This window comes from Serratia sp. BNK-4 (assembly GCF_048685115.1).
Lineage (GTDB): Bacteria > Pseudomonadota > Gammaproteobacteria > Enterobacterales > Enterobacteriaceae > Serratia > Serratia bockelmannii.
Genome location: NZ_JBLQTM010000001.1, coordinates 73,181 through 92,399, shown reverse-complemented (window position 1 = coordinate 92,399; position 19,219 = coordinate 73,181). Strand labels below are relative to the sequence as shown.

At 60.8% G+C, this 19,219-nt stretch carries 15 protein-coding genes and 3 tRNA genes; 4 read left to right on the top strand and 14 right to left on the bottom strand.

Annotated features, from left to right (window positions below):
• Positions 1 to 2: 2 nt before the first annotated feature.
• The 10 genes from ACMGGW_RS00400 to nnr form a co-directional block, all read right to left on the bottom strand.
• Positions 3 to 203 carry a DUF2065 domain-containing protein gene (locus ACMGGW_RS00400; protein ID WP_004933666.1) on the bottom strand — a complete coding sequence of 67 codons (201 nt, stop codon included), beginning with the start codon at positions 201 to 203 and terminating at the stop codon, positions 3 to 5.
• 63 nt (positions 204 to 266) lie between these two features.
• A complete protein-coding gene (hflC, locus tag ACMGGW_RS00395; RefSeq protein ID WP_004933669.1) occupies positions 267 to 1,271 on the bottom strand; it encodes a protease modulator HflC in 1,005 nt (334 codons plus the stop codon).
• A 3-nt stretch (positions 1,272 to 1,274) separates the two neighbouring features.
• Positions 1,275 to 2,525: an FtsH protease activity modulator HflK gene (gene hflK / locus ACMGGW_RS00390; protein ID WP_025305021.1), complete on the bottom strand. Its 1,251-nt coding sequence runs from the start codon at positions 2,523 to 2,525 to the stop codon at positions 1,275 to 1,277.
• Between the two features lie 68 nt (positions 2,526 to 2,593).
• Complete coding sequence (gene hflX / locus ACMGGW_RS00385; RefSeq protein WP_004933675.1) at positions 2,594 to 3,874, bottom strand: ribosome rescue GTPase HflX; 1,281 nt, start codon at positions 3,872 to 3,874, stop codon at positions 2,594 to 2,596.
• Positions 3,875 to 3,972: 98 nt separating this feature from the next.
• Positions 3,973 to 4,281 carry an RNA chaperone Hfq gene (gene hfq, locus ACMGGW_RS00380; RefSeq protein WP_004933678.1) on the bottom strand — a complete coding sequence of 103 codons (309 nt, stop codon included), beginning with the start codon at positions 4,279 to 4,281 and terminating at the stop codon, positions 3,973 to 3,975.
• Positions 4,282 to 4,395: 114 nt separating this feature from the next.
• Entirely contained in the window at positions 4,396 to 5,337 is a 942-nt protein-coding gene (miaA, locus tag ACMGGW_RS00375) for a tRNA (adenosine(37)-N6)-dimethylallyltransferase MiaA (RefSeq protein WP_025305020.1), read from the bottom strand.
• The gene (gene mutL, locus ACMGGW_RS00370; RefSeq protein WP_025305019.1) at positions 5,330 to 7,201 is read right to left on the bottom strand and encodes a DNA mismatch repair endonuclease MutL; all 1,872 of its coding nucleotides are present in this window, start codon (positions 7,199 to 7,201) and stop codon (positions 5,330 to 5,332) included. Before mutL ends, miaA begins: the two co-directional genes overlap by 8 nt.
• A 22-nt stretch (positions 7,202 to 7,223) precedes the next feature.
• Positions 7,224 to 9,035 carry an N-acetylmuramoyl-L-alanine amidase AmiB gene (gene amiB, locus ACMGGW_RS00365; RefSeq protein WP_025305018.1) on the bottom strand — a complete coding sequence of 604 codons (1,812 nt, stop codon included), beginning with the start codon at positions 9,033 to 9,035 and terminating at the stop codon, positions 7,224 to 7,226.
• A 7-nt stretch (positions 9,036 to 9,042) separates the two neighbouring features.
• Positions 9,043 to 9,513, bottom strand: coding sequence for a tRNA (adenosine(37)-N6)-threonylcarbamoyltransferase complex ATPase subunit type 1 TsaE (gene tsaE, locus ACMGGW_RS00360; RefSeq protein ID WP_025305017.1), 471 nt, complete (start codon positions 9,511 to 9,513; stop codon positions 9,043 to 9,045).
• Between the two features lie 10 nt (positions 9,514 to 9,523).
• Positions 9,524 to 11,038 (bottom strand): bifunctional ADP-dependent NAD(P)H-hydrate dehydratase/NAD(P)H-hydrate epimerase, encoded by a 1,515-nt coding sequence (nnr, locus tag ACMGGW_RS00355; protein ID WP_197832098.1) that lies wholly within the window; start codon positions 11,036 to 11,038, stop codon positions 9,524 to 9,526.
• On the opposite strand from nnr, the gene queG reads away from it, so the two are divergent.
• A complete protein-coding gene (queG, locus tag ACMGGW_RS00350; protein WP_025305015.1) occupies positions 11,037 to 12,176 on the top strand; it encodes a tRNA epoxyqueuosine(34) reductase QueG in 1,140 nt (379 codons plus the stop codon). The two genes, nnr and queG, sit on opposite strands and share 2 nt — an antisense overlap.
• Before the next feature lie 311 nt (positions 12,177 to 12,487).
• Here the strand turns inward: queG and ACMGGW_RS00345 are convergent.
• The 4 genes from ACMGGW_RS00345 to orn form a co-directional block, all read right to left on the bottom strand.
• Positions 12,488 to 12,563: transfer RNA gene (locus ACMGGW_RS00345), tRNA-Gly, on the bottom strand.
• A 54-nt stretch (positions 12,564 to 12,617) separates the two neighbouring features.
• Positions 12,618 to 12,693: transfer RNA gene (locus ACMGGW_RS00340), tRNA-Gly, on the bottom strand.
• Between the two features lie 66 nt (positions 12,694 to 12,759).
• A tRNA-Gly gene (locus ACMGGW_RS00335) sits at positions 12,760 to 12,835 on the bottom strand.
• 192 nt (positions 12,836 to 13,027) lie between these two features.
• Positions 13,028 to 13,573 (bottom strand): oligoribonuclease, encoded by a 546-nt coding sequence (gene orn, locus ACMGGW_RS00330; RefSeq protein ID WP_033641618.1) that lies wholly within the window; start codon positions 13,571 to 13,573, stop codon positions 13,028 to 13,030.
• A 245-nt stretch (positions 13,574 to 13,818) separates the two neighbouring features.
• Here orn and rsgA point away from each other — a divergent pair, with 245 nt between their 5' ends.
• From rsgA to mscM, 3 genes are all read left to right on the top strand, one after another.
• Entirely contained in the window at positions 13,819 to 14,868 is a 1,050-nt protein-coding gene (rsgA, locus tag ACMGGW_RS00325; RefSeq protein ID WP_004929686.1) for a small ribosomal subunit biogenesis GTPase RsgA, read from the top strand.
• A gap of 76 nt (positions 14,869 to 14,944) precedes the next feature.
• A complete protein-coding gene (asd, locus tag ACMGGW_RS00320; protein WP_025305014.1) occupies positions 14,945 to 15,838 on the top strand; it encodes an archaetidylserine decarboxylase in 894 nt (297 codons plus the stop codon).
• Between the two features lie 13 nt (positions 15,839 to 15,851).
• Positions 15,852 to 19,199 carry a miniconductance mechanosensitive channel MscM gene (gene mscM, locus ACMGGW_RS00315; RefSeq protein ID WP_049205242.1) on the top strand — a complete coding sequence of 1,116 codons (3,348 nt, stop codon included), beginning with the start codon at positions 15,852 to 15,854 and terminating at the stop codon, positions 19,197 to 19,199.
• The last annotated feature ends 20 nt before the right edge of the window (positions 19,200 to 19,219 follow it).

Genomic DNA, 19,219 nt, shown 5'->3' with positions numbered 1-19,219 from the left:
CTTTAAAGACCCGTGCGGCCGCTCAACATGTAGTAGATCACGCAGCCCGCAACCACTATTCCACCACCAAATCGCCGCAGCGTCGCGTCCGGCAGCTGCGACATCGCCACAATCATTTTGCGCCAGGCCTGCGGAAACAGCATCGGCCCTAACCCTTCCAGCACCAGGACCAGCCCGAGCGCCAGCCAAATCGTTGAGTTCATGCATCCCCCAAAAACGAGAAAGGGCCCGCGTAAACGGGCCCTCGGTCAGATCGCCTGCCGCGCTTATTTGCGCAGGGTATCAGGCGACTTCATGTAGCGGAAGAAATCGCTGTCCGGGCTCAGTACCAGCACGTCCTGGTTGTCCTTGAAGCTGGCTTCATAGGCACGCAGGCTGCGGATAAAGGCATAGAAGTCCGGATCCTGGCTGAACGCGTTGGCGAACAGTTTAGCCGCTTCGGCATCGCCTTCACCGCGGGTGATACGCGCCTGACGCTCGGCTTCCGCCAAGGTACGGGTCACTTCGTAGTCCGCGCTGGCGCGCAGTTTCTCAGCTTCTTCCTGGCCCTGCGAGCGCAGACGACGGGCTACCGCTTCACGCTCGGCGCGCATACGCTGGTAGATGGCGTCGGACACTTCGGCCGGCAGGTTGATCTGCTTGATACGTACGTCGATCACCTCGATGCCCAACGCCGCCATGCTGTTCGGGTTAACCTGCGGCTGTTTGCCGGTGGTTTCCCGTTCAACGCGCGCCGCCGCAGAGGCGATAGCGTCATCGGCTTCGGTGGTCGCCACTTCTTCGCCGTCACCCACGGTGCCGGTGTTCAGCGCGTCACGCACGTCAGACATCAGCTTGCCGCGCGAGTCGGTCACGATGTCTTTCACGTCCAGACGGCCGATTTCGGAACGCAGACGGTCGCTGAACTTGCGTTTCAGCAGCACTTCGGCCTGGGAGACGTCGCCGCCGCCGGTCGCCAGATAGTAGCGGCTGAAGTCGCTGATACGCCACTTCAGATAGGAATCGACGATCAGGTCTTTCTTCTCGCTGGTCACGAAGCGATCAGCCTGGTTATCCATGGTCTGAATACGCGCATCCAGGTTCTTCACGGTCTCGATGAACGGGATCTTGAGGTGCAGACCCGGCGCATACACCAGCGGCTTGTTTTCGCCGTCGCGCAGAACCTTGCCGAAGCGCAGCACGATGCCGCGCTGGCCTTCCTGCACCACGAACAGCGAAGCGTACAGCACCACCAGCACCGCGAGGACAATAACTACAAAAGACTTACGCATTGATTACTCTCTCCCTACGCGAGTGGTGTCGTCACGCTGCGCATTCGCCCGGCGCTGATCCATAATCGAACCGCCGCTGGTACGCGGAGCGCTGCTGTTGGCAGCCGGCGCAGGATTCGGATTGAGGCGAATCAGGCTGGTATCCTTGTTGCCGCTCTCCGTTGCCGCGCCTTGACCGCGCAGCATCTGATCCAGCGGCAGCACCATCAGGTTGTTGCCTTTGTCGCTCACCAACACCTTACGGGTATGGCCCAGCACTTTTTCCATGGTTTCGATATACAGACGCTCGCGAGTAATCTGCGGTGCGGACTTGTATTCCGGCAACAGCTTGGCAAAGCGCGCCACCTCACCCTGAGCTTCCAGGACGGTACGGTCTTTATAAGCCTTGGAGTCTTCCAGCAGACGCTGCGCCTGGCCGTTCGCACGCGGCTGAACTTCGTTGGCGTAAGCTTCCGCTTCACGGATGTATTGCTGCTCGTTCTCACGCGCAGCGATCGCATCGTCGAACGACGCCTTCACCTCTTCCGGTGGACGCGCCGCCTGGAAGTTGACGTCCAGCAACGTGATACCCATGTTGTAAGGACGAATAGTCTCTTCCAACATGCGCTGCGTATCGTTACGCACCACGGTACGGCCTTCGGTCAGGATGCGGTCCATCGAGTATTTGCCGATCACGCCGCGCAGGGCGCTGTCGGTCGCCTGGCTCAGGCTGTCGTCGGCATTGACGACGCTGAACAGGTACGCTTCCGGGTTGGTCACGCGGTACTGCACGTTCATTTCCACGCGCACCACGTTTTCATCGGAGGTCAGCATCACGCCGGACGCCGCCAGCTCGCGCACGGACTCCACGTTCACCGGACGCACGTCATCGATGAAGGTCGGCTTCCAGTTCAGGCCCGGCTGCACCAGGTGGCTGAACTTACCGAAACGCGTCACAACGCCGCGTTCGGCTTCCTTGATGGTGTAGAAGCCGCTGGCGGCCCAGATCACCACCACGGCAACCGCCGCGATACCGATAATGCGGCCGCTGAAGCCCGGACCAGAGGTGCCGGTGCCGCCGCTATTGCTGTTGGAGCCTTTGCCCCCGCCGAAACCGCTCAATTTCTTGCTCAGTTTGCGGAAGATATCGTCCAAATCAGGTGGCCCTTGATCACGACCGCCTTTGTTGTTACCGCCAGAGTTGCCGCCATTATTATTGCTGCTCCCCCACGGGTCGCGGTCCTGTCCGTTATTACCGGGCTGATTCCACGCCATGTTTTAGCTCCATATTCTGTGATTGGGTACTTCAGGCTTTCGCGAAGCATAAATGTAACAGGATATGATCATACGATAAAGTCAATCAGGTCCTGTTCTTGCTTGCAGAGACGACGCCATTCGACGATCGGCATTCGCACCACCACGCCAATGCTGCCGTCCTCTTCGTTCCACTCTTTTTCAATCGCCTGAAGCTGGTAAAAACGGCTGCGAAGACGGCCTGCCCGTGGCGGTAAGCGCAATTCGTAATGCGCGATCTCCCCCGATAAGCGCTCCGTCAACGCCTGATACAGCAACGGAATACCCTCTCCGCTGGCGGCGGACAGCCACACCCGGATCGGCAGGTTTTCGTCGTTGCGGTCGATACGCGGCACAAAATCGTCCAGCATATCTATTTTGTTCATCACTAACAGTGTAGGAATTTCATCCGAGTCTATCTCCGCCAGCACGGTGTTCACCGCTTCGATGTTCTCATCGACGCGCGGATCTGCGGCATCGATGACGTGCAGTAGCAAAGACGCCTGGCGCGTTTCCTGCAGCGTCGCCTTGAAGGCGGCCACCAGATCGTGCGGCAGGTGCCGGATAAAGCCTACGGTATCCGCCAACACGGTATCCCCCACGTCCGGCACGTCAATGCGCCGCAACGTAGGATCCAGGGTGGCAAATAGCTGGTCCGCCGCATACACCTCGGCAGACGTTATTCGGTTAAACAGGGTGGATTTGCCGGCGTTGGTGTAGCCCACCAGCGATACGGTCGGCACATCGGCACGGGTCCGCGCGCGTCGGCCTTGTTCACGCTGCTTTTCTACCCGCTCGAGGCGGCGCAGAATCAAGCTGATGCGATCGCGCAACAGGCGACGGTCGGTCTCAAGCTGGGTTTCCCCCGGCCCGCGCAGGCCAATCCCCCCTTTTTGCCGCTCCAGGTGCGTCCAACCGCGTACCAGACGCGTGGCGATGTGACGCAACTGCGCCAGCTCCACCTGCAGCTTACCTTCATGGGTGCGGGCACGCTGGGCGAAGATGTCTAAAATCAGCCCGGTGCGATCGATCACCCGGCATTCGCACAGGCGCTCGAGGTTTCTTTCCTGCGCCGGGGAAAGGGAATGATCAAACAGGACAACAGACGCGCCGCTGGCTTTCACCGCATCTGCAATTTCTTCGGCCTTTCCTTCGCCGACAAAGTACTTCGGATGCGGGGCTTTGCGGCTACCAGTCACCACTTGCAAAGCTTCGACACCGGCTGAAGAAACCAACGATTCGAACTCGTTGAGGTCTTCCGTATCTTTGTCTTGCGAGAAATAGATATGAACCAGTACGGCCTGCTCACCGGCTTCATAACGGTCAAACAAGCGTGCAACCTCTCAAACGGACACTCACCGTGAGTTTGGGGGACATAAACAGCCCGCGGCTGCTTATGCTCCCCGTCATGGTTGACTTGCAACGCGCTTTATTCAGCGTCATCGCTTTCCTGCTGCGGCTGTTGCTGCGCAGACGGATTGTTGCCATGGTGATAGTTGCTTGAACCGCCGCTCGGGTTGTTGCTGTGATGCGAAACCGGGCGTGACGGGACAACGGTAGAGATAGCGTGCTTGTACACCATCTGGCTAACCGTGTTCTTCAACAGGATGACAAACTGGTCAAAAGACTCAATCTGGCCTTGCAGCTTAATACCATTCACCAAATAAATAGAAACCGGAACACGTTCACGACGCAATGCGTTCAGGAACGGATCTTGCAAAGATTGCCCCTTAGCCATTCTATCTTTTCCTTATTTGCTTGTTGTTTGTAACTAAGAACCTGTCGGCTCTAAAATAAACGACGTAAAAAATTTGCGCGCTGAATACTCAGCAATTGTACACAATCACCCAACCTATGCACTAACAACCTGTGTCACCGAGTCCAAAGCCTCTCCCGGCTTTTCACTGTCCAACCAATGGACCGACTCCCAACCCCGTAACCAGGTCATCTGACGTTTAGCCAACTGACGTGTTGCGCAAATACCACGATAAACCATCTCATCGTAACTAATTTCACCAGACAAGTATGACCACATCTGGCGGTAACCGACACAGCGAATGGAGGGCAAGTCCGTATGCAAATCACCCCGTGCGAAAAGTGCACGCGCTTCCGTCTCAAAACCCGCCGCCAACATTTGATGGTACCGCAGCTCGATGCGTTGATGGATCAACTCACGGCTGGTCGGCGCTATCGCAAATTGGTGAACTTGATACGGTAACGATTCACCCGAAATTTGAGTCAGTTCCGTTAAAGTTTTACCCGAAATAAAAAAAACTTCCAGTGCTCTGGACAGTCTCTGCGGATCATTCGGATGAATTCTCACTGCCGCGACGGGATCGATCGCCTGTAACTGACGGTGCAGCGCCTCCCAGCCCTGCTCCGCCGCTTGGCGTTCGATGCGCTCGCGCACCGCGGGATCGGCGGAGGGCAGCGGCGACAATCCTTCCAGCAACGCCTTGAAATACAACATGGTGCCGCCGACCAGCAGCGGAATGCGCCCGGCGGCGGTGATATCGGCCATCTCCTTCAGCGCGTCGGCGCGGAACTCCGCGGCCGAGTAAGCTTCGGCGGGATCGCGAATATCGATCAGCCGATGCGGCGCCTGCGCCAATTCTTCGGCGCTCGGCTTGGCGGTGCCGATATCCATGCCGCGGTAAATCAGCGCGGAATCGACGCTGATCAGTTCCACCGGCAGGCGTTCGCGCAGCGCGATCGCCAGCGCGGTCTTGCCTGAGGCGGTCGGCCCCATGATGAAAATAGCCGGGGGACGTGGTGTCATTTCAGTGTTAGTCATGCTTGAGGGCCGCCAGTGCGGCCTGTAAATCAACGGGTTGTAAAAGTCCGCTCGGTGGCGATTTGACCAGCTGCGGGCAAAGTCGTTCAACGTCGGTCAGCAATTGTATCGCTTGCGAGGTGTTCCACTGTTCATGTTCGCTGCCAAGACGGCGAGCGAGCCAGGTGGCCAGCACCGCGGGCGACATCTCCTGATGTTCGGCCAGATAGCCTAACAGTTCGGGTATCAGTTTTTGTAAATTTTGTTGGCGTAATGGTAAAGGCACTGCGCGCAGCGTCACACGGCCGTGATCCGTCTGCAGATCCAGCCCCATCATCGTCAGCAGCGCCTGATGCCGTGCAATGGCCGCCGCTTCGTTCTTATCCAACGTCAGCTTGATCGGTATCAGCAGCGGTTGCGGCCGCAGCCCTTCCGTCGGCGGATTGAGCTGCGCCTGGCGCAACCAGCGTTCGGCCACCGTCAGATTGAGCAACGCCGGCTGCTGGCGCTGTTCAATCAGCGCGTAGCACGGCGGATGGATCATCAGCACCCGGCCAAAGCTGTGTTGTCCGCTCGCCAACGGCGTTTCCACGGCGGCTTTCGCCGGCGGGAACAGCGGCGGCTTGCTCGACACTTCCGGCGTCGCATCGGCCGGTGGCTCGGTGGCGGGCTGCATCAGTTTGCCGTACAGCTCGCCTTCGCGTTTCTGGTAACCGCCCGCCGTTTGCCAACCGGGCTGCGGCGCGCGCTCGCGGACGGCGCCGGCCGATGACGGCGTTTCGCGACGCGGCGCAGGCTGAGAAAAATGGTTGCCGCCGGCGGCGACGCGGTTTTCCTGCTGCCAGACCGGCGCGGGCGTTTCCGCCAGCGGCAGCGACGGTGTCTGACTGGCCTGTTGCAGCACGGTGGTCACCGCCTGGTAGATAAAATCGTGTACCAGCCGCGCCTGATGGAAACGCACCTCGTGCTTGGCGGGATGAACGTTGACGTCCACCTGGTGCGGGTCGACTTCCAGATACAGCACGTAAGCGGGCTGCTGATCGTCTTTTAACTGATCCTGATAGGCCTGACGAATCGCGTGATTGATCAAGCGATCGCGCATCATGCGGCAATTGACGTAGCAGTATTGCATCTCACCCAGCTGGCGCGCCCCCGCCGGATCCGCCACCCAGCCGCGGATACTCAGATCGCCGTGTTGCCAGTCGATGTTCAGCGCATGCTGTAAAAACGCCGGGCCGCAGATGCTGCCCAAACGGCGTTCGTGCTGGCTCTCTTCTTTCGCCGCCCGGTATTGGCGGATCAGTTTGCCGTTGTGGCTGAGGTTGATCGCCACATCGAAACGCGCCAGCGCGATGCGCCGCACCACTTCATCGATATGGCCGAATTCGGTTTTCTCGGTACGCATGAACTTGCGGCGCGCCGGCGTGTTGTAAAACAAATCCAGCACTTCCAGCGTACTGCCGACCGGGTGCGCGGCGGGTTTGACCGTCACCGCCTGCTCGCGCCCTTCGGCATAGGCTTGCCACGCCTCGCTTTGTTCGGCGGTGCGCGACGTCAGGGTCAAACGGGAAACCGAGCTGATACTGGCCAGCGCTTCGCCGCGAAAACCGAGGCTGACGATCGCTTCCAGGTCATCGAGCGTGCTGATTTTACTGGTAGCGTGCCGCGCCAGCGCCAGCGCCAAATCGCCCTTGCCGATGCCGCAGCCGTTATCGCGAATGCGGATCAGCTTGGCACCGCCGCGTTCGATATCGATATCGATGCGCGTCGCACCGGCGTCCAGACTGTTTTCCACCAGCTCTTTGACGACCGACGCGGGGCGTTCAACCACCTCTCCGGCGGCGATCTGGTTGGCGAGCTGTGGCGGTAACACCTGGATAGGCATGCTGACTCCTGTAGCGGTGGCGCTAGGCCTGCGGAATGGTCAGCGTCCGGTCCAGCGGCGCGACGTCCGACTTCAGATTATTGACCCGTTTCAGATCGCCGACGCTGACCCCATAACGAGAAGCGATAGAGGACAGCGTGTCCCCGCGGGCCACTTTATGTTTAGACGGCTTCTTCGCCGGCGTTTTCGCCTTGGCGACGGCGGTGACGGCGGCGGTTTTCCCCGCCGGCACCTTCAGACGTTGCCCGACCCACACGCCGTCTTTTTTCAGTTTGTTCAGATCCCGCAGCGCCGCCATGGTCGTGCCGTAGCTGTCGGCGATGCCGGACAGCGTCTCCGCCCGTTTCACCACATGGATCTGAGTCTTGCCGCTTACGCTGCGGCTCGCGCCGGCCGAGCTCACGATAGGCTCCGGCTGGCGCACGTCTGGTGTTGAGGTGTTAACCGCCGCTGCGACGTCCAGCGGTCGGTTTTCCACCTTTGGGTCGGCTTGCAGCGGATGCGCCAGGAAGTAGCTGCGCAGGCCGTTATGAATGGCCTTGGCAATCTTCTCCTGATACGCGCTACTGCCCAGCAGCCGCTCCTCCGTGCTATTACTGATAAATCCGGTTTCCACCAGCAGCGAGGGAATATCCGGCGAACGCAATACACCCAGGCTGGCGTGTTCCGGCCGGCGTTTATGCAACGATCCGACGCTCTGCAGCTGCTGCAGCACCTTCACCGCCACATCGTACCCGACGCGCTGCGAGTGGCCGAACTGCAGGTCCAACACCGCCTGGCTCAGATAAGGATCGGCCTGGCTGTTGGCCAGCAAATCGCCGGCGCCGCCGAGCAACTCAGACTGCTTCTCATGCTGTTCGAGCCAGCCGGCCATTTCGCTGTTGGCGCGGCGATTGGACAGCACCCAGACGGAAGCCCCGCTGGCGCTGCGGTTCGGCGCGGCGTCGGCGTGGATGGAGACCAGCACGTTGGCACCCTGTTTACGCGCAACGTCGGAACGCCCCATGACCGAGATGAAATAGTCGCCGTTACGCGTCAGCACCGGTTTGAACTGCGGATCGGCGTCCAGCATCGCCTGCAGGCGGCGCGCGATGGCGATGGTGACGTTCTTTTCTTTCAGTCCGCTCGGGCCAATGGCGCCCGGATCCTGGCCGCCGTGGCCGGCGTCGATCGCTACCACCACCCGATCGCCGGAACCGGCGGAAACGCGGCTACTGCGCGGCGTCACCTCGGTGGCGGTGCCTGCAACCACGGTCTGTTTATTGGTAAACGGATTCGATCCCGTCGGCGCTTTGCGCAGCGGCGGCTCCGGCGCTTCACGCACCGCCACCGGCGCCTGGCGCGGTGGCTGGCTGACCGTGACGGGCGCCTGACGCGGCGGTGGATTGACCGCAACCGGCGCTTTACGCACTACGGTATTGGCACTGCCTTCGGCCGTGATAGTGAACACTACGGTGTGCACGCCGCCGTTCTGGCGGGTGGCGACGCGGGTTTTGGCGCGCTGCGTCAGATCAAACACCAAACGCACGCTCTGAGCGTCTTTCGGCGCGCTGGAGCGAATGCTCTTCACCAGGTTTTGGCCGCTGAAATTGAGCGGCAGGCCGCCGACCTTGCCTTTCTGGTTGACGTCAAGCACCACGCGCTCCGGGCCGTGCAGCGGGAAAAACGCGTAGTCCGGCGGACCATTGAAGCTCACCGACACCGTCGCTTCGCGTTGGGCGTTGGACACTTTGATATCGGACAGCGAGGACGCCGCCAGCGCGTTCAACGCGCCGAGCGGCCCCAGCACGGCGATCAGCATGATGACCGCAAATTTTTTCAACACATGCGTCATTGCAGCATCATCCCTGTGATCCATGAATGCGGTCTAACAGCTGGCTGCCGTATGCGGAAATCGCCTCGATCTTCGCCTCTCGCCCCTCGCCCTGATAGCTGAGGTGCAGCGCCAGATCCGGCTCCGGCAGCACGCCAGTGCCCTGCTGCGGCCATTCGACCAGGCAGATGGCGTCTTGCGCGAAGTAATCGCGAATGCCCATAAATTCAAGCTCTTCCGGATCGGCCAGGCGATACAGATCGAAGTGATACACCGCCAGCGGCTGCAAGGCATAGGGTTCCACCAGCGTGTAGGTTGGGCTTTTGACGTTGCCCTGATGCCCCAACGCCTGCAGGAAACCACGGCTGAAGGTGGTTTTACCGGCGCCCAGGTCGCCGTAGAGATAGATGACGCTGGCGCGATCGCAGGCCTTGGCCAAAGTGGTGCCCAAAGCGACAGTCGCTGCCTCGTCCGGCAGAGGTAAAACGAGTTCTTTCATTCGATAAAGTCTATTTTGCCCACTCAGGGTTAACGAAATGAAGGATGTCCGGCAGTAAATCGGTCGCCAACATGCCTCTTGTTCCTTGTCTTTCCGCTACGCGATCGCCGGCCGCGCCGTGTACGACGCAGCCCGCACAGGCGGCATCATACAGCGAGAGCTTTTGCGCCAGCAAACCGCCGATGATGCCCGACAGCACATCGCCCATGCCGCCGGAGGCCATGCCGGCGTTGCCGACGTCGGCGATCGCCATCTGCCCCTGCTCATCGGCGATCAGCGTACCGGCGCCTTTTAGCACCGCCACGCCGCCGTAGCGTGCCGTCAGCTTGCGCACGGCAAGTAAGCGATCACTCTCGATGTCGACAGTGCTGCAGCTCAACAGCCGCGCAGCCTCTCCAGGATGCGGAGTCATCACGCGATTCTGCCGTTTCTCGGGATTTAATGCCAGCAAGTTCAGCGCATCGGCGTCCCACAAGGCCGGTTTATCGCTGGTTTGCAGCACGTTCAAGGCATTTTTGCCCCGCTCAGCCTGGCCAAGCCCCGGACCGATCACCAGCACATCCGCCCATTGCATCGCCTGCCGAAGCGTCGCCTCGTCCAGCGCCTGCGCCATCAGCTCCGGCCGGGCCGCCAGCAGCGGCGCGACGTGCTCAATGTGAGTAAGCACTCGCACCAACCCAGCCCCGCTGCGCAGCGCCGCTTCCGCCGCCATGCGAATGGCGCCACCGAACCCGCGATCGCCGCCCACCAACAGCAGACGGCCATGCTCGCCTTTATGGGCACAGGGACGACGCGGATGCAGCCAGCGCGGTAACACCTCGGCGGTAAGCCGCTGAATCTGCTCCGGTTGCTTCGCCAGCCAATCCGATAAGCCTAGCGTATTCTGATGAAGTTGCCCGACCCAGTCGCGCGCTTGCCCGGTCAGCAAACCCGGCTTGAGGCCAATGAACGTGATGGTGTGCGCGGCACGCACGACCGGACCCGGCGTCGCGCCACTTTCCGCCAGCAGGCCGGACGGAATATCGAGCGCCACCACCGGCGCCGAATGGCGGTTGACGGCCTCGATCAGCGCGTCGTAGGGCGCACGCGGCGCGCTGCCCAGGCCGGTGCCTAGCAGGCCATCAATGATGAGCGAAACAGACGCCGGCCAGCGGCTGTTCGCCGGCAGAATGTCGCCGCCGGCAGCCAGCCAGGCCTCGCGGGCCGCTGCGGCCTCCGGCGGCAAAGGGCGTGCGCCTTCGCAGGCGATCACCGTCACCTGCACGCCCGCCGCCTTCGCCAAACGCGCCACCACATAGCCGTCGCCGCCGTTGTTGCCGTGGCCACAGAGCACCAGCCAGTGGTTGCAGGAGGGATAAGTGTCGCGCGCCAGTACGTAGGCCGCCTGACCGGCGCGCAGCATTAAATCGTAAAGAGAAAGACCGAGCGAGGCCGCCGCCGCAGGTTCCGAACGACGGATCCAATCCGCAGGCCAGACAGAGTGTGGTAAACTGTCAGCGTATGCTTTTTCACTGTGGCCCGTCATGACGCACCCCCTCGATCTCCATCAACTCGCCCAACATATCAAGCAATGGGGGCAATCGCTAGGATTCCAGCAGGTTGGCATCTGCGATACCGATCTCAGCCTGGAAGAGCCGAAGCTGCAGGCCTGGCTCGACAAACAGTACCACGGCGAGATGGAGTGGATGGCGCGCCACGGCATGCTGCGCGCACGCCCTCACGAGCTGTTGCCGGGCACGCTGCGGGTGATCAGCGTGCGCATGAACTACCTGCCGGCCAAGGCGGCGTTCGCCAGCACCCTGCAGAACCCGCAATTGGGCTACGTCAGCCGCTATGCGCTGGGGCGCGATTATCACAAGCTGTTGCGCCAGCGTCTGAAAAAGCTGGGCGATCAGATCCAGGAATACTGCGGCGAGTTGAATTTTCGCCCCTTTGTCGATTCTGCGCCGGTGATGGAGCGCGCGCTGGCCGCCAAAGCGGGCATTGGCTGGGTTGGTAAACACTCACTAATTCTCAACCGTGAAGCCGGGTCGTGGTTTTTCCTCGGCGAACTGCTGATCGACCTGCCATTGCCGGTGGATCAGCCGCAGGAAGAGCAGTGCGGCCGCTGCGTTGCCTGCATCACCACCTGCCCGACCGGCGCCATCGTCGCGCCCTACACCGTCGATGCCCGGCGCTGCATCTCCTACCTGACCATCGAGCTGGAAGGCGCGATCCCGGAAGAATTCCGTCCGCTGCTCGGCAACCGCATCTACGGCTGCGACGACTGCCAGCTGATTTGCCCGTGGAACCGCTTTTCTCAGCTCACCGACGAAGACGATTTCAGCCCCCGCGCCGCGCTGCATGCGCCGCAGCTGCTCGATCTGTTCAACTGGACGGAAGAAAAATTCCTGCGCATCACCGAAGGCTCGGCGATACGCCGCATCGGCCACCTGCGCTGGCTGCGCAATATCGCCGTGGCGCTGGGCAATGCGCCCTACGAAGACAGCATCGTGCTCGCACTGCGCACGCGTTTGGGCCAAGACGCCATGCTGGATGAACATATCCACTGGGCGCTGGCGCAACAGCTCGCTCGCCGCGAAGCGCAGGGTATCGAGGTGCAGACGGCGCAGAAAAAGCGGCTGATACGGGCTGTGGAAAAAGGTTTGCCAAGGGATGCCTGACGGCGTACGCCATTCAGGCGTATCGCCGGAAGACTCACTCTGTGGATTTGTGCATAAAAATAAAAACACGTTGTCTTTCAACTGCAACAAAAAGAGCAAGTGATCGGCATAACGTTTTGGGATAAATAAATAAGCATATAAATCAAATAGATAAATATTTAATTTGTATGACGTTGATTTTTCAGGCAGGCGAGTTTATGTACAGAGGCTGTGGATAACTCTGTTTACAACATTTTTACCAGGCGTGTAAAACGGGACAAAAACCCGCGCCGGATAAGGCGTTGGATTTGAGTTTGAAACGAAGAGAAAATTGGAGCGGGAAACGAGACTCGAACTCGCGACCCCGACCTTGGCAAGGTCGTGCTCTACCAACTGAGCTATTCCCGCATTGAGATGCTTTTGGCATCCGGCCACCAAACACTGGCGTGACCTTTGAATTTTTGGAGCGGGAAACGAGGCTCGAACTCGCGACCTCAACCTTGGCAAGGTTGCGCTCTACCAACTGAGCTATTCCCGCGTCGCATAGGTACTGCTTGATACTGCTTTATTTATTCATCATGCCGCATCGCGACATTGTTGAATTTGGAGCGGGAAACGAGACTCGAACTCGCGACCCCGACCTTGGCAAGGTCGTGCTCTACCAACTGAGCTATTCCCGCCCGGCGTATCGATGGTGGAACGTTACGAAATTCTTCATCGGTACGGGGTGCGCATTATACGAGAAATCCTTTTTGTCGCAAGCCCCTGAAAGCAAAAAAACGCGATTTTTGTTTGATTGCCGATTAAAGCGCCAGATTGGCGAATTAAGCGGCTAAAAACGGCGTTTTTTCCCCGCAGGGGCCGTCATCGCCTTAAAGCTGAATGAAATGTTCGCGGTAATAAGCCAGTTCGGCCACCGATTCACGGATGTCATCCAGCGCCTGATGGGTGCCCTGCTTCTTAAAGCCGCCGAGAATTTCAGGCTTCCAACGGCGCGCCAGCTCCTTCAGCGTGCTGACGTCCAGATAGCGGTAATGGAAGTAGGCCTCCAGCTCCGGCATATAACGGAACAAGAAACGGCGATCCTGGCCCACGCTGTTGCCGCAGATCGGCGATTTGCCGGCCGGTACCCACTGCTGCAGGAAGGCTATCGTTTCCAGCTCAGCGGCGCGATCGTCCTGGCGGCTGGCTTTCACCCGCTCCACCAGCCCGCTGCCGGTATGGGTGCGCACGTTCCACTCGTCCATCAAGGCCAGCTGCTCGTCGGATTGGTGCACGGCGATCACCGGCCCTTCCGCCAGGATGTTCAGGTTGGCGTCGGTGACCAGCGTGGCGATCTCGATAATGCGGTCACGCTCGGGATCCAGCCCGGTCATCTCCAGATCGATCCAAATCAGGTTATTTTCGTTTGCTGTCATGATGTTTCCTGCCTAAAAGCCGAGAGAAAAACGCTGTGCGGACGAGACGACGGCCGCCGCCGATGGCGACACGCCGCAGCCGGCGGCTAACAACGGTTATTTAATATAAAATAGCGTGTATCATAGTCTTTTTGGTCGCCATCGGCGACATATACCCTGACGGGTTCAAGGCTGCGCCCGGGGCTAGTCCCTCGCCGCAGCTGTGCGTATACGTAAAGGTATAAAACCGATTCAAGTGAGGCGCAGTGAGTAAGAACAAACTGTCCAAAGGTCAGCAACGCCGCGTGCAGGCGAACCATCAGCGCCGTCTGAAACGCGCTGATAACAAACCGGAACCGGATGATTCCCAGCTGGGCGAGCCGCAGGAAGGCGTCGTCATCAGCCGTTTCGGCATGCACGCCGACGTTGAGGCGCCGGATGGCACTCAGCACCGCTGCAATATCCGCCGCACGCTGCGTTCGCTGGTCACCGGCGATCGCGTGGTGTGGCGCCCCGGCCTGGGCACCCATGAAGGGGTAAAAGGCATTGTGGAAGCGGTACACGAGCGCACCTCGGTGCTGACGCGCCCGGACTTCTACGACGGCGTGAAACCGATCGCCGCCAATATCAATCAGATCGTCATCGTGTCGGCGATCCTGCCCGAGCTGTCGCTGAACATCATCGACCGCTATCTGGTGGCCTGCGAAACGCTCGAAGTCGAGCCGCTGATCGTGCTCAACAAAATTGACCTGCTGGACGCCGAAGCGCGCAAGCTGGTCGACGGCATGATGGATATCTATCGCAAGATTGGCTACCGGGTGCTGGAAGTCTCCAGCCAGACGCGGGAAGGCATGGCGGAATTCGAACAGGCGCTCGCCGGGCGCATCAGCATCTTCGCCGGCCAGTCGGGAGTCGGCAAGTCCAGCCTGCTGAACGCGCTGCTGCCGCCGTCTGAAGAGCAAATTCTGGTAAATCAGGTTTCCGACGTCTCGGGCCTCGGGCAACATACCACCACCGCCGCGCGGCTGTACCATTTCCAGCACGGTGGCGACGTGATCGACTCCCCGGGGGTGCGCGAGTTTGGCCTGTGGCACCTGGAGCCGGAACAAATCACCCGCGGCTTTGTCGAATTCCGTGATTATTTAGGCGGTTGCAAATTCCGCGACTGCCGCCACGATACCGATCCCGGCTGCGCCATCCGCGCGGCGATGGAGAAAGGCGATATCGCGGAAGAACGTTTCGACAACTATCACCGCATTCTGGAAAGCATGGCTCAGGTGAAGGTTCGCAAGAACTTCACGGACGCCGCAGACTGACACTGACGGGCGAGCATTGACGACGGCGAGGCCCTCGTTACAATGCGCGCCCTTTACCCTGATTCACGAGGTTAACGTGCTGGATAGCATCAAGATTAAACTGCAATATTGGCTACCGAAGCTGGCGCTGACCCGCCTGGCGGGCTGGGGCGCCGACAAACAGGCAGGCTGGCTGACCCAACTGGTGGTCAAAACCTTCGCCCGCTACTACCGCGTGGACATGCAGGAAGCGCAAAACCCAGACCTGACGTCTTACGCCACCTTCAACGACTTCTTCGTGCGCCCGCTGCGCGATGGCGCGCGCCCGATCATCGCCGACGCCAACTGGCTGGCGCTGCCTGCCGATGGCGCCATCAGCCAGCTCGGCCCGATCCGCGAGGATCAAATCTTCCAGGCCAAAGGCCACCACTACAGCCTGGAAGCACTGCTGGCCGGCAACTACCTGTTGGCCGAGCCGTTCCGCAACGGCCTGTTCGCCACTACCTACCTGGCACCGCGCGACTATCACCGCGTACACATGCCGTGCGCCGGCGTACTGCGCGAAATGATCTATGTGCCGGGCGATCTGTTCTCGGTCAACCCGCTCACCGCCGCCAACGTGCCTAACCTGTTCGCTCGCAACGAGCGCGTGATCTGCGTATTCGACACTGACATCGGGCCGATGGTGCAAATCCTGGTCGGCGCCACCATCGTCGGCAGCATCGAAACCATCTGGGCCGGCACCGTCACGCCGCCGCGCGAAGGCATCATCAAACGCTGGACCTACCCGGCCGCCGGCGAAGAAGGCGCCATCGCGCTGGAAAAAGGCGCCGAGATGGGCCGTTTCAAACTCGGCTCCACGGTGATCAACCTGTTTACCGCAGGCAGCGTGCAGTTTGCGCCGCAGCTGCATAACGGCACCGTCACCCGCATGGGTGAGGCCTTCGCCGAAATCCCGGCCGCCGCTGAAACACCACAGACCCCGCTCTAAAGGAATCGACGCCGTGCGCCTGATCATCACGCTTTTGCTCGGTTGCCTGCTGTGGCAACCGGCGCTGGCCGCCCCCGTGCCGACCGAGAACCAGCTCAAACAGGAGCTGAAGCAGGCGGAAAGCAGCAAAAACGCGCCGAATCAGGCGGAAACCACCGAGGCGCTGCAAAGCGCCCTCAACTGGCTGACGGAGCGTAAAGAGTCGCAGACTCGCTCCGAGCAGTATCAGAGAGTGATCGACGATTTCCCGAAGATGACGCAGGAGCTGCGCCGTCAGCTGGTGCTGGAAAGCAACAAGATCCTGCCGAACGGCGACGATCTGCCGGCCGCCGAGCTGGAACAGCAGATCCTGCAAACCAGCAGCCTGCTGCTGGAACAGGCGCGCCTGCTGCAGCAAGAGCAGGATCGCACGCGGGAAATCAGCGATTCGCTCGGCCAGCTGCCGCAGCAGCAGACCGACGCCCGCCGCGCGCTGACCGAAGTGCAGCGCCGTCTGCAGGCGCAGCCCGCCAACCCGACCACCCCGTACGCGCAGGCCGCCCTGGCCCTGCTGCAGACCGAAGCCGCGGCGCGCAAAGCCAAAGTGGACGAGCTGGAGCTGGCGCAGCTGTCGGCCAACAACCGTCAAGAGCTGGCGCGCATGCGCGCCGAGGTCTATAAAAAGCGCCACGAGAAAATAGACGTTCAACTGCAGGCGCTGCGCAACAACCTCAACGCCCAGCGCCAACGCGAAGCGGAACTGGCGCTGGAAAAAACCGAGCAGCTGGCCGAGCAGAACGGCGATTTGCCAAAAAGCCTCAGCCAACAGCTGCAGATCAACCGCGAACTGTCCGCCGCGCTGAACAGCCAGGCGCAGCGCATGGATCTGATTTCATCGCAGCAGCGGCAGGCGGCGGCGCAGACGCTGCAGGTGCGCCAGGCGCTGAGCACCATCATCGAGCAGGCCCAGTGGCTCGGCTCGTCGTCGGCGTTAGGGGAGACCCTGCGCGCCCAGGTGGCGACGCTGCCGGAAATGCCCAAGCCGCAACAGCTGGACGGCGACATGGCCCAGCTGCGCGTGCAGCGCCTGCAGTTTGAAAATCAACTGGAAAAACTGTCGCAGCGCGAATTCAAACGCGACGACGGCAGCGCGCTGACCAACCAGGAGCAGCGCATCGTCGATGCTCAGCTGCGCACCCAGCGCGAACTGCTCAACTCGTTGCTGTCCGGTTGCGACACCCAAATCCTCGAGCTGACCAAGCTGAAGGTGGCCAACACCCAGCTGATCGAAGCGTTGAACGAGATCCGCGACGCCACCCACCGCTATCTGTTCTGGGTGCCGGACGTCAATCCGATCAACTTCTCTTATCCGCTCAACGTGGCGCACGATCTGACGCGCGTCCTGTCGCTGGACACGCTGTCGCAGCTCGGCGGTGCCTTCATGATGATGGTGACCAGCCGCGAAACGCTGATCCCGATCTTCGGCGCCCTGCTGCTGGTGATTTTCAGCATCAGTTCGCGCAAGCACTATCACGCCTTCCTCGAGCGCGCCAGCAGCCGCGTCGGCAAGGTGACGCAGGACGAATTCTTCCTGACGGTGCGCACCGTGTTCTGGTCGATTCTGGTGGCGATGCCGCTGCCGGTGCTGTGGGCCGCGCTCGGTTACGGCCTGCAGAGCGCCTGGAACTACCCGGTGGCGGAAGCGATCGGCAAAGGGGTGACCGCCACGCTGCCGATCCTGTGGATCTGCATGATCTGCGCCGCCTTCGCCCACCCTCAGGGGCTGTTCATCGTGCACTTCCGCTGGCCGGCGAAGCAGGTTTCGCGCGCCATGCGCTACTACAAGATGTCGATCTGGCTGATCGTGCCGCTGATCATGGCGCTGATCACTTTCGATAGCCTGAAAGAACGCGAGTTCGCCAACACGCTGGGACGGCTGTGCTTCATCCTGCTGTGTCTGGCGCTGGCGCTGGTCACCCACAGCCTGAAGCGCGCCGGTATCCCGCTGTATCTGGATAAAAACGGCTCCGGCGACAACATGCTCAACAGCGCCTTCTGGGGGCTGCTGCTGTCGGCGCCGCTGTTGGCGGCACTGGCCTCGACCGTCGGTTACCTCACCACCGCGCAGGCGCTGTTGGCGCGCCTGGAAACCTCGGTGGCGATCTGGTTCCTGCTGCTGGTCATCTACCACATCATCCGCCGCTGGATGCTGATCCAACGGCGGCGCATCGCCTTCGATCGCGCCAAACAGCGCCGCGCCGACATCCTGGCCCAGCGCGCCCGCGGCGAAGACGAAACCTCGCACACCCCGAACAGCACTGAAGGCGCCATCGATCCGGACGATTCGGACTTCGATCTGGACACCATCAGCGCCCAGTCGCTGCGGCTGGTGCGCTCGATCCTGACGCTGATCGCATTGGTGTCGGTGATCGTGCTGTGGTCGGAGATCCACTCCGCGTTCGCCTTCCTGGAAAACATCTCGCTGTGGGACGTGACCTCGACGGTGAACGGCGTGGAAACCGCCCATCCAATCACTCTCGGCGCGGTTCTGATCGCCATTCTGGTGTTGATCATCACCATGCAGCTGGTGCGCAACCTGCCGGCGCTGCTGGAGTTGGCAGTGCTGCAGCACCTGGATCTGACGCCGGGCACCGGCTACGCCATTACCACCATCACCAAGTACCTGTTGCTGGTGTTCGGCGCGGTGCTCAGCTTCGCCTGGATCGGCATCGAATGGTCGAAACTGCAGTGGGTGGTTACCGCGCTCAGTCTGGGGTTGGGCTTCGGCATGCAGGAGATCTTCTCCAACTTCATCTCCGGCCTGATCATCCTGTTCGAGAAACCGATCCGCATCGGCGACACCGTGACGATCCGCAACCTGACCGGTACCGTCACCAAGATCAACACCCGCGCCACCACCATCTCGGACTGGGACCGCAAAGAGATCATCGTGCCGAACAAAGCCTTCATCACCGAACAGTTCGTCAACTGGTCGCTGTCCGACACCCTGACCCGTGTGGTGCTGACCGTACCGGCGCCGGGCGAAGCCAACAGCGAAGAAGTGACCAAGATCCTGATGAACGCCGCCGAGCGCTGCTCGCTGGTGCTGGATAACCCGGCGCCGGAGGTTTACCTGGTCGATCTGCAACAGGGCATCCAGATCTTCGAGATGCGTATTTACGCCGCCGAGATGGGCCACCGTATGCCGCTGCGTCACGAGATCCACCAGTTGATCTTGGCGGGCTACCGCGAGCACGGCATCACGCTGCCGTACCCGCCGTTCCAGGTGCGCACCGAGACGCTGTCGCGGTTGACCAACAACGGCCGTACGCCGCCGTCCACGCCGGCGCCGAACACCAAGCGCGACGCCGGGGGGCTGTAAGCGTTTCTCGCGATAAAAAA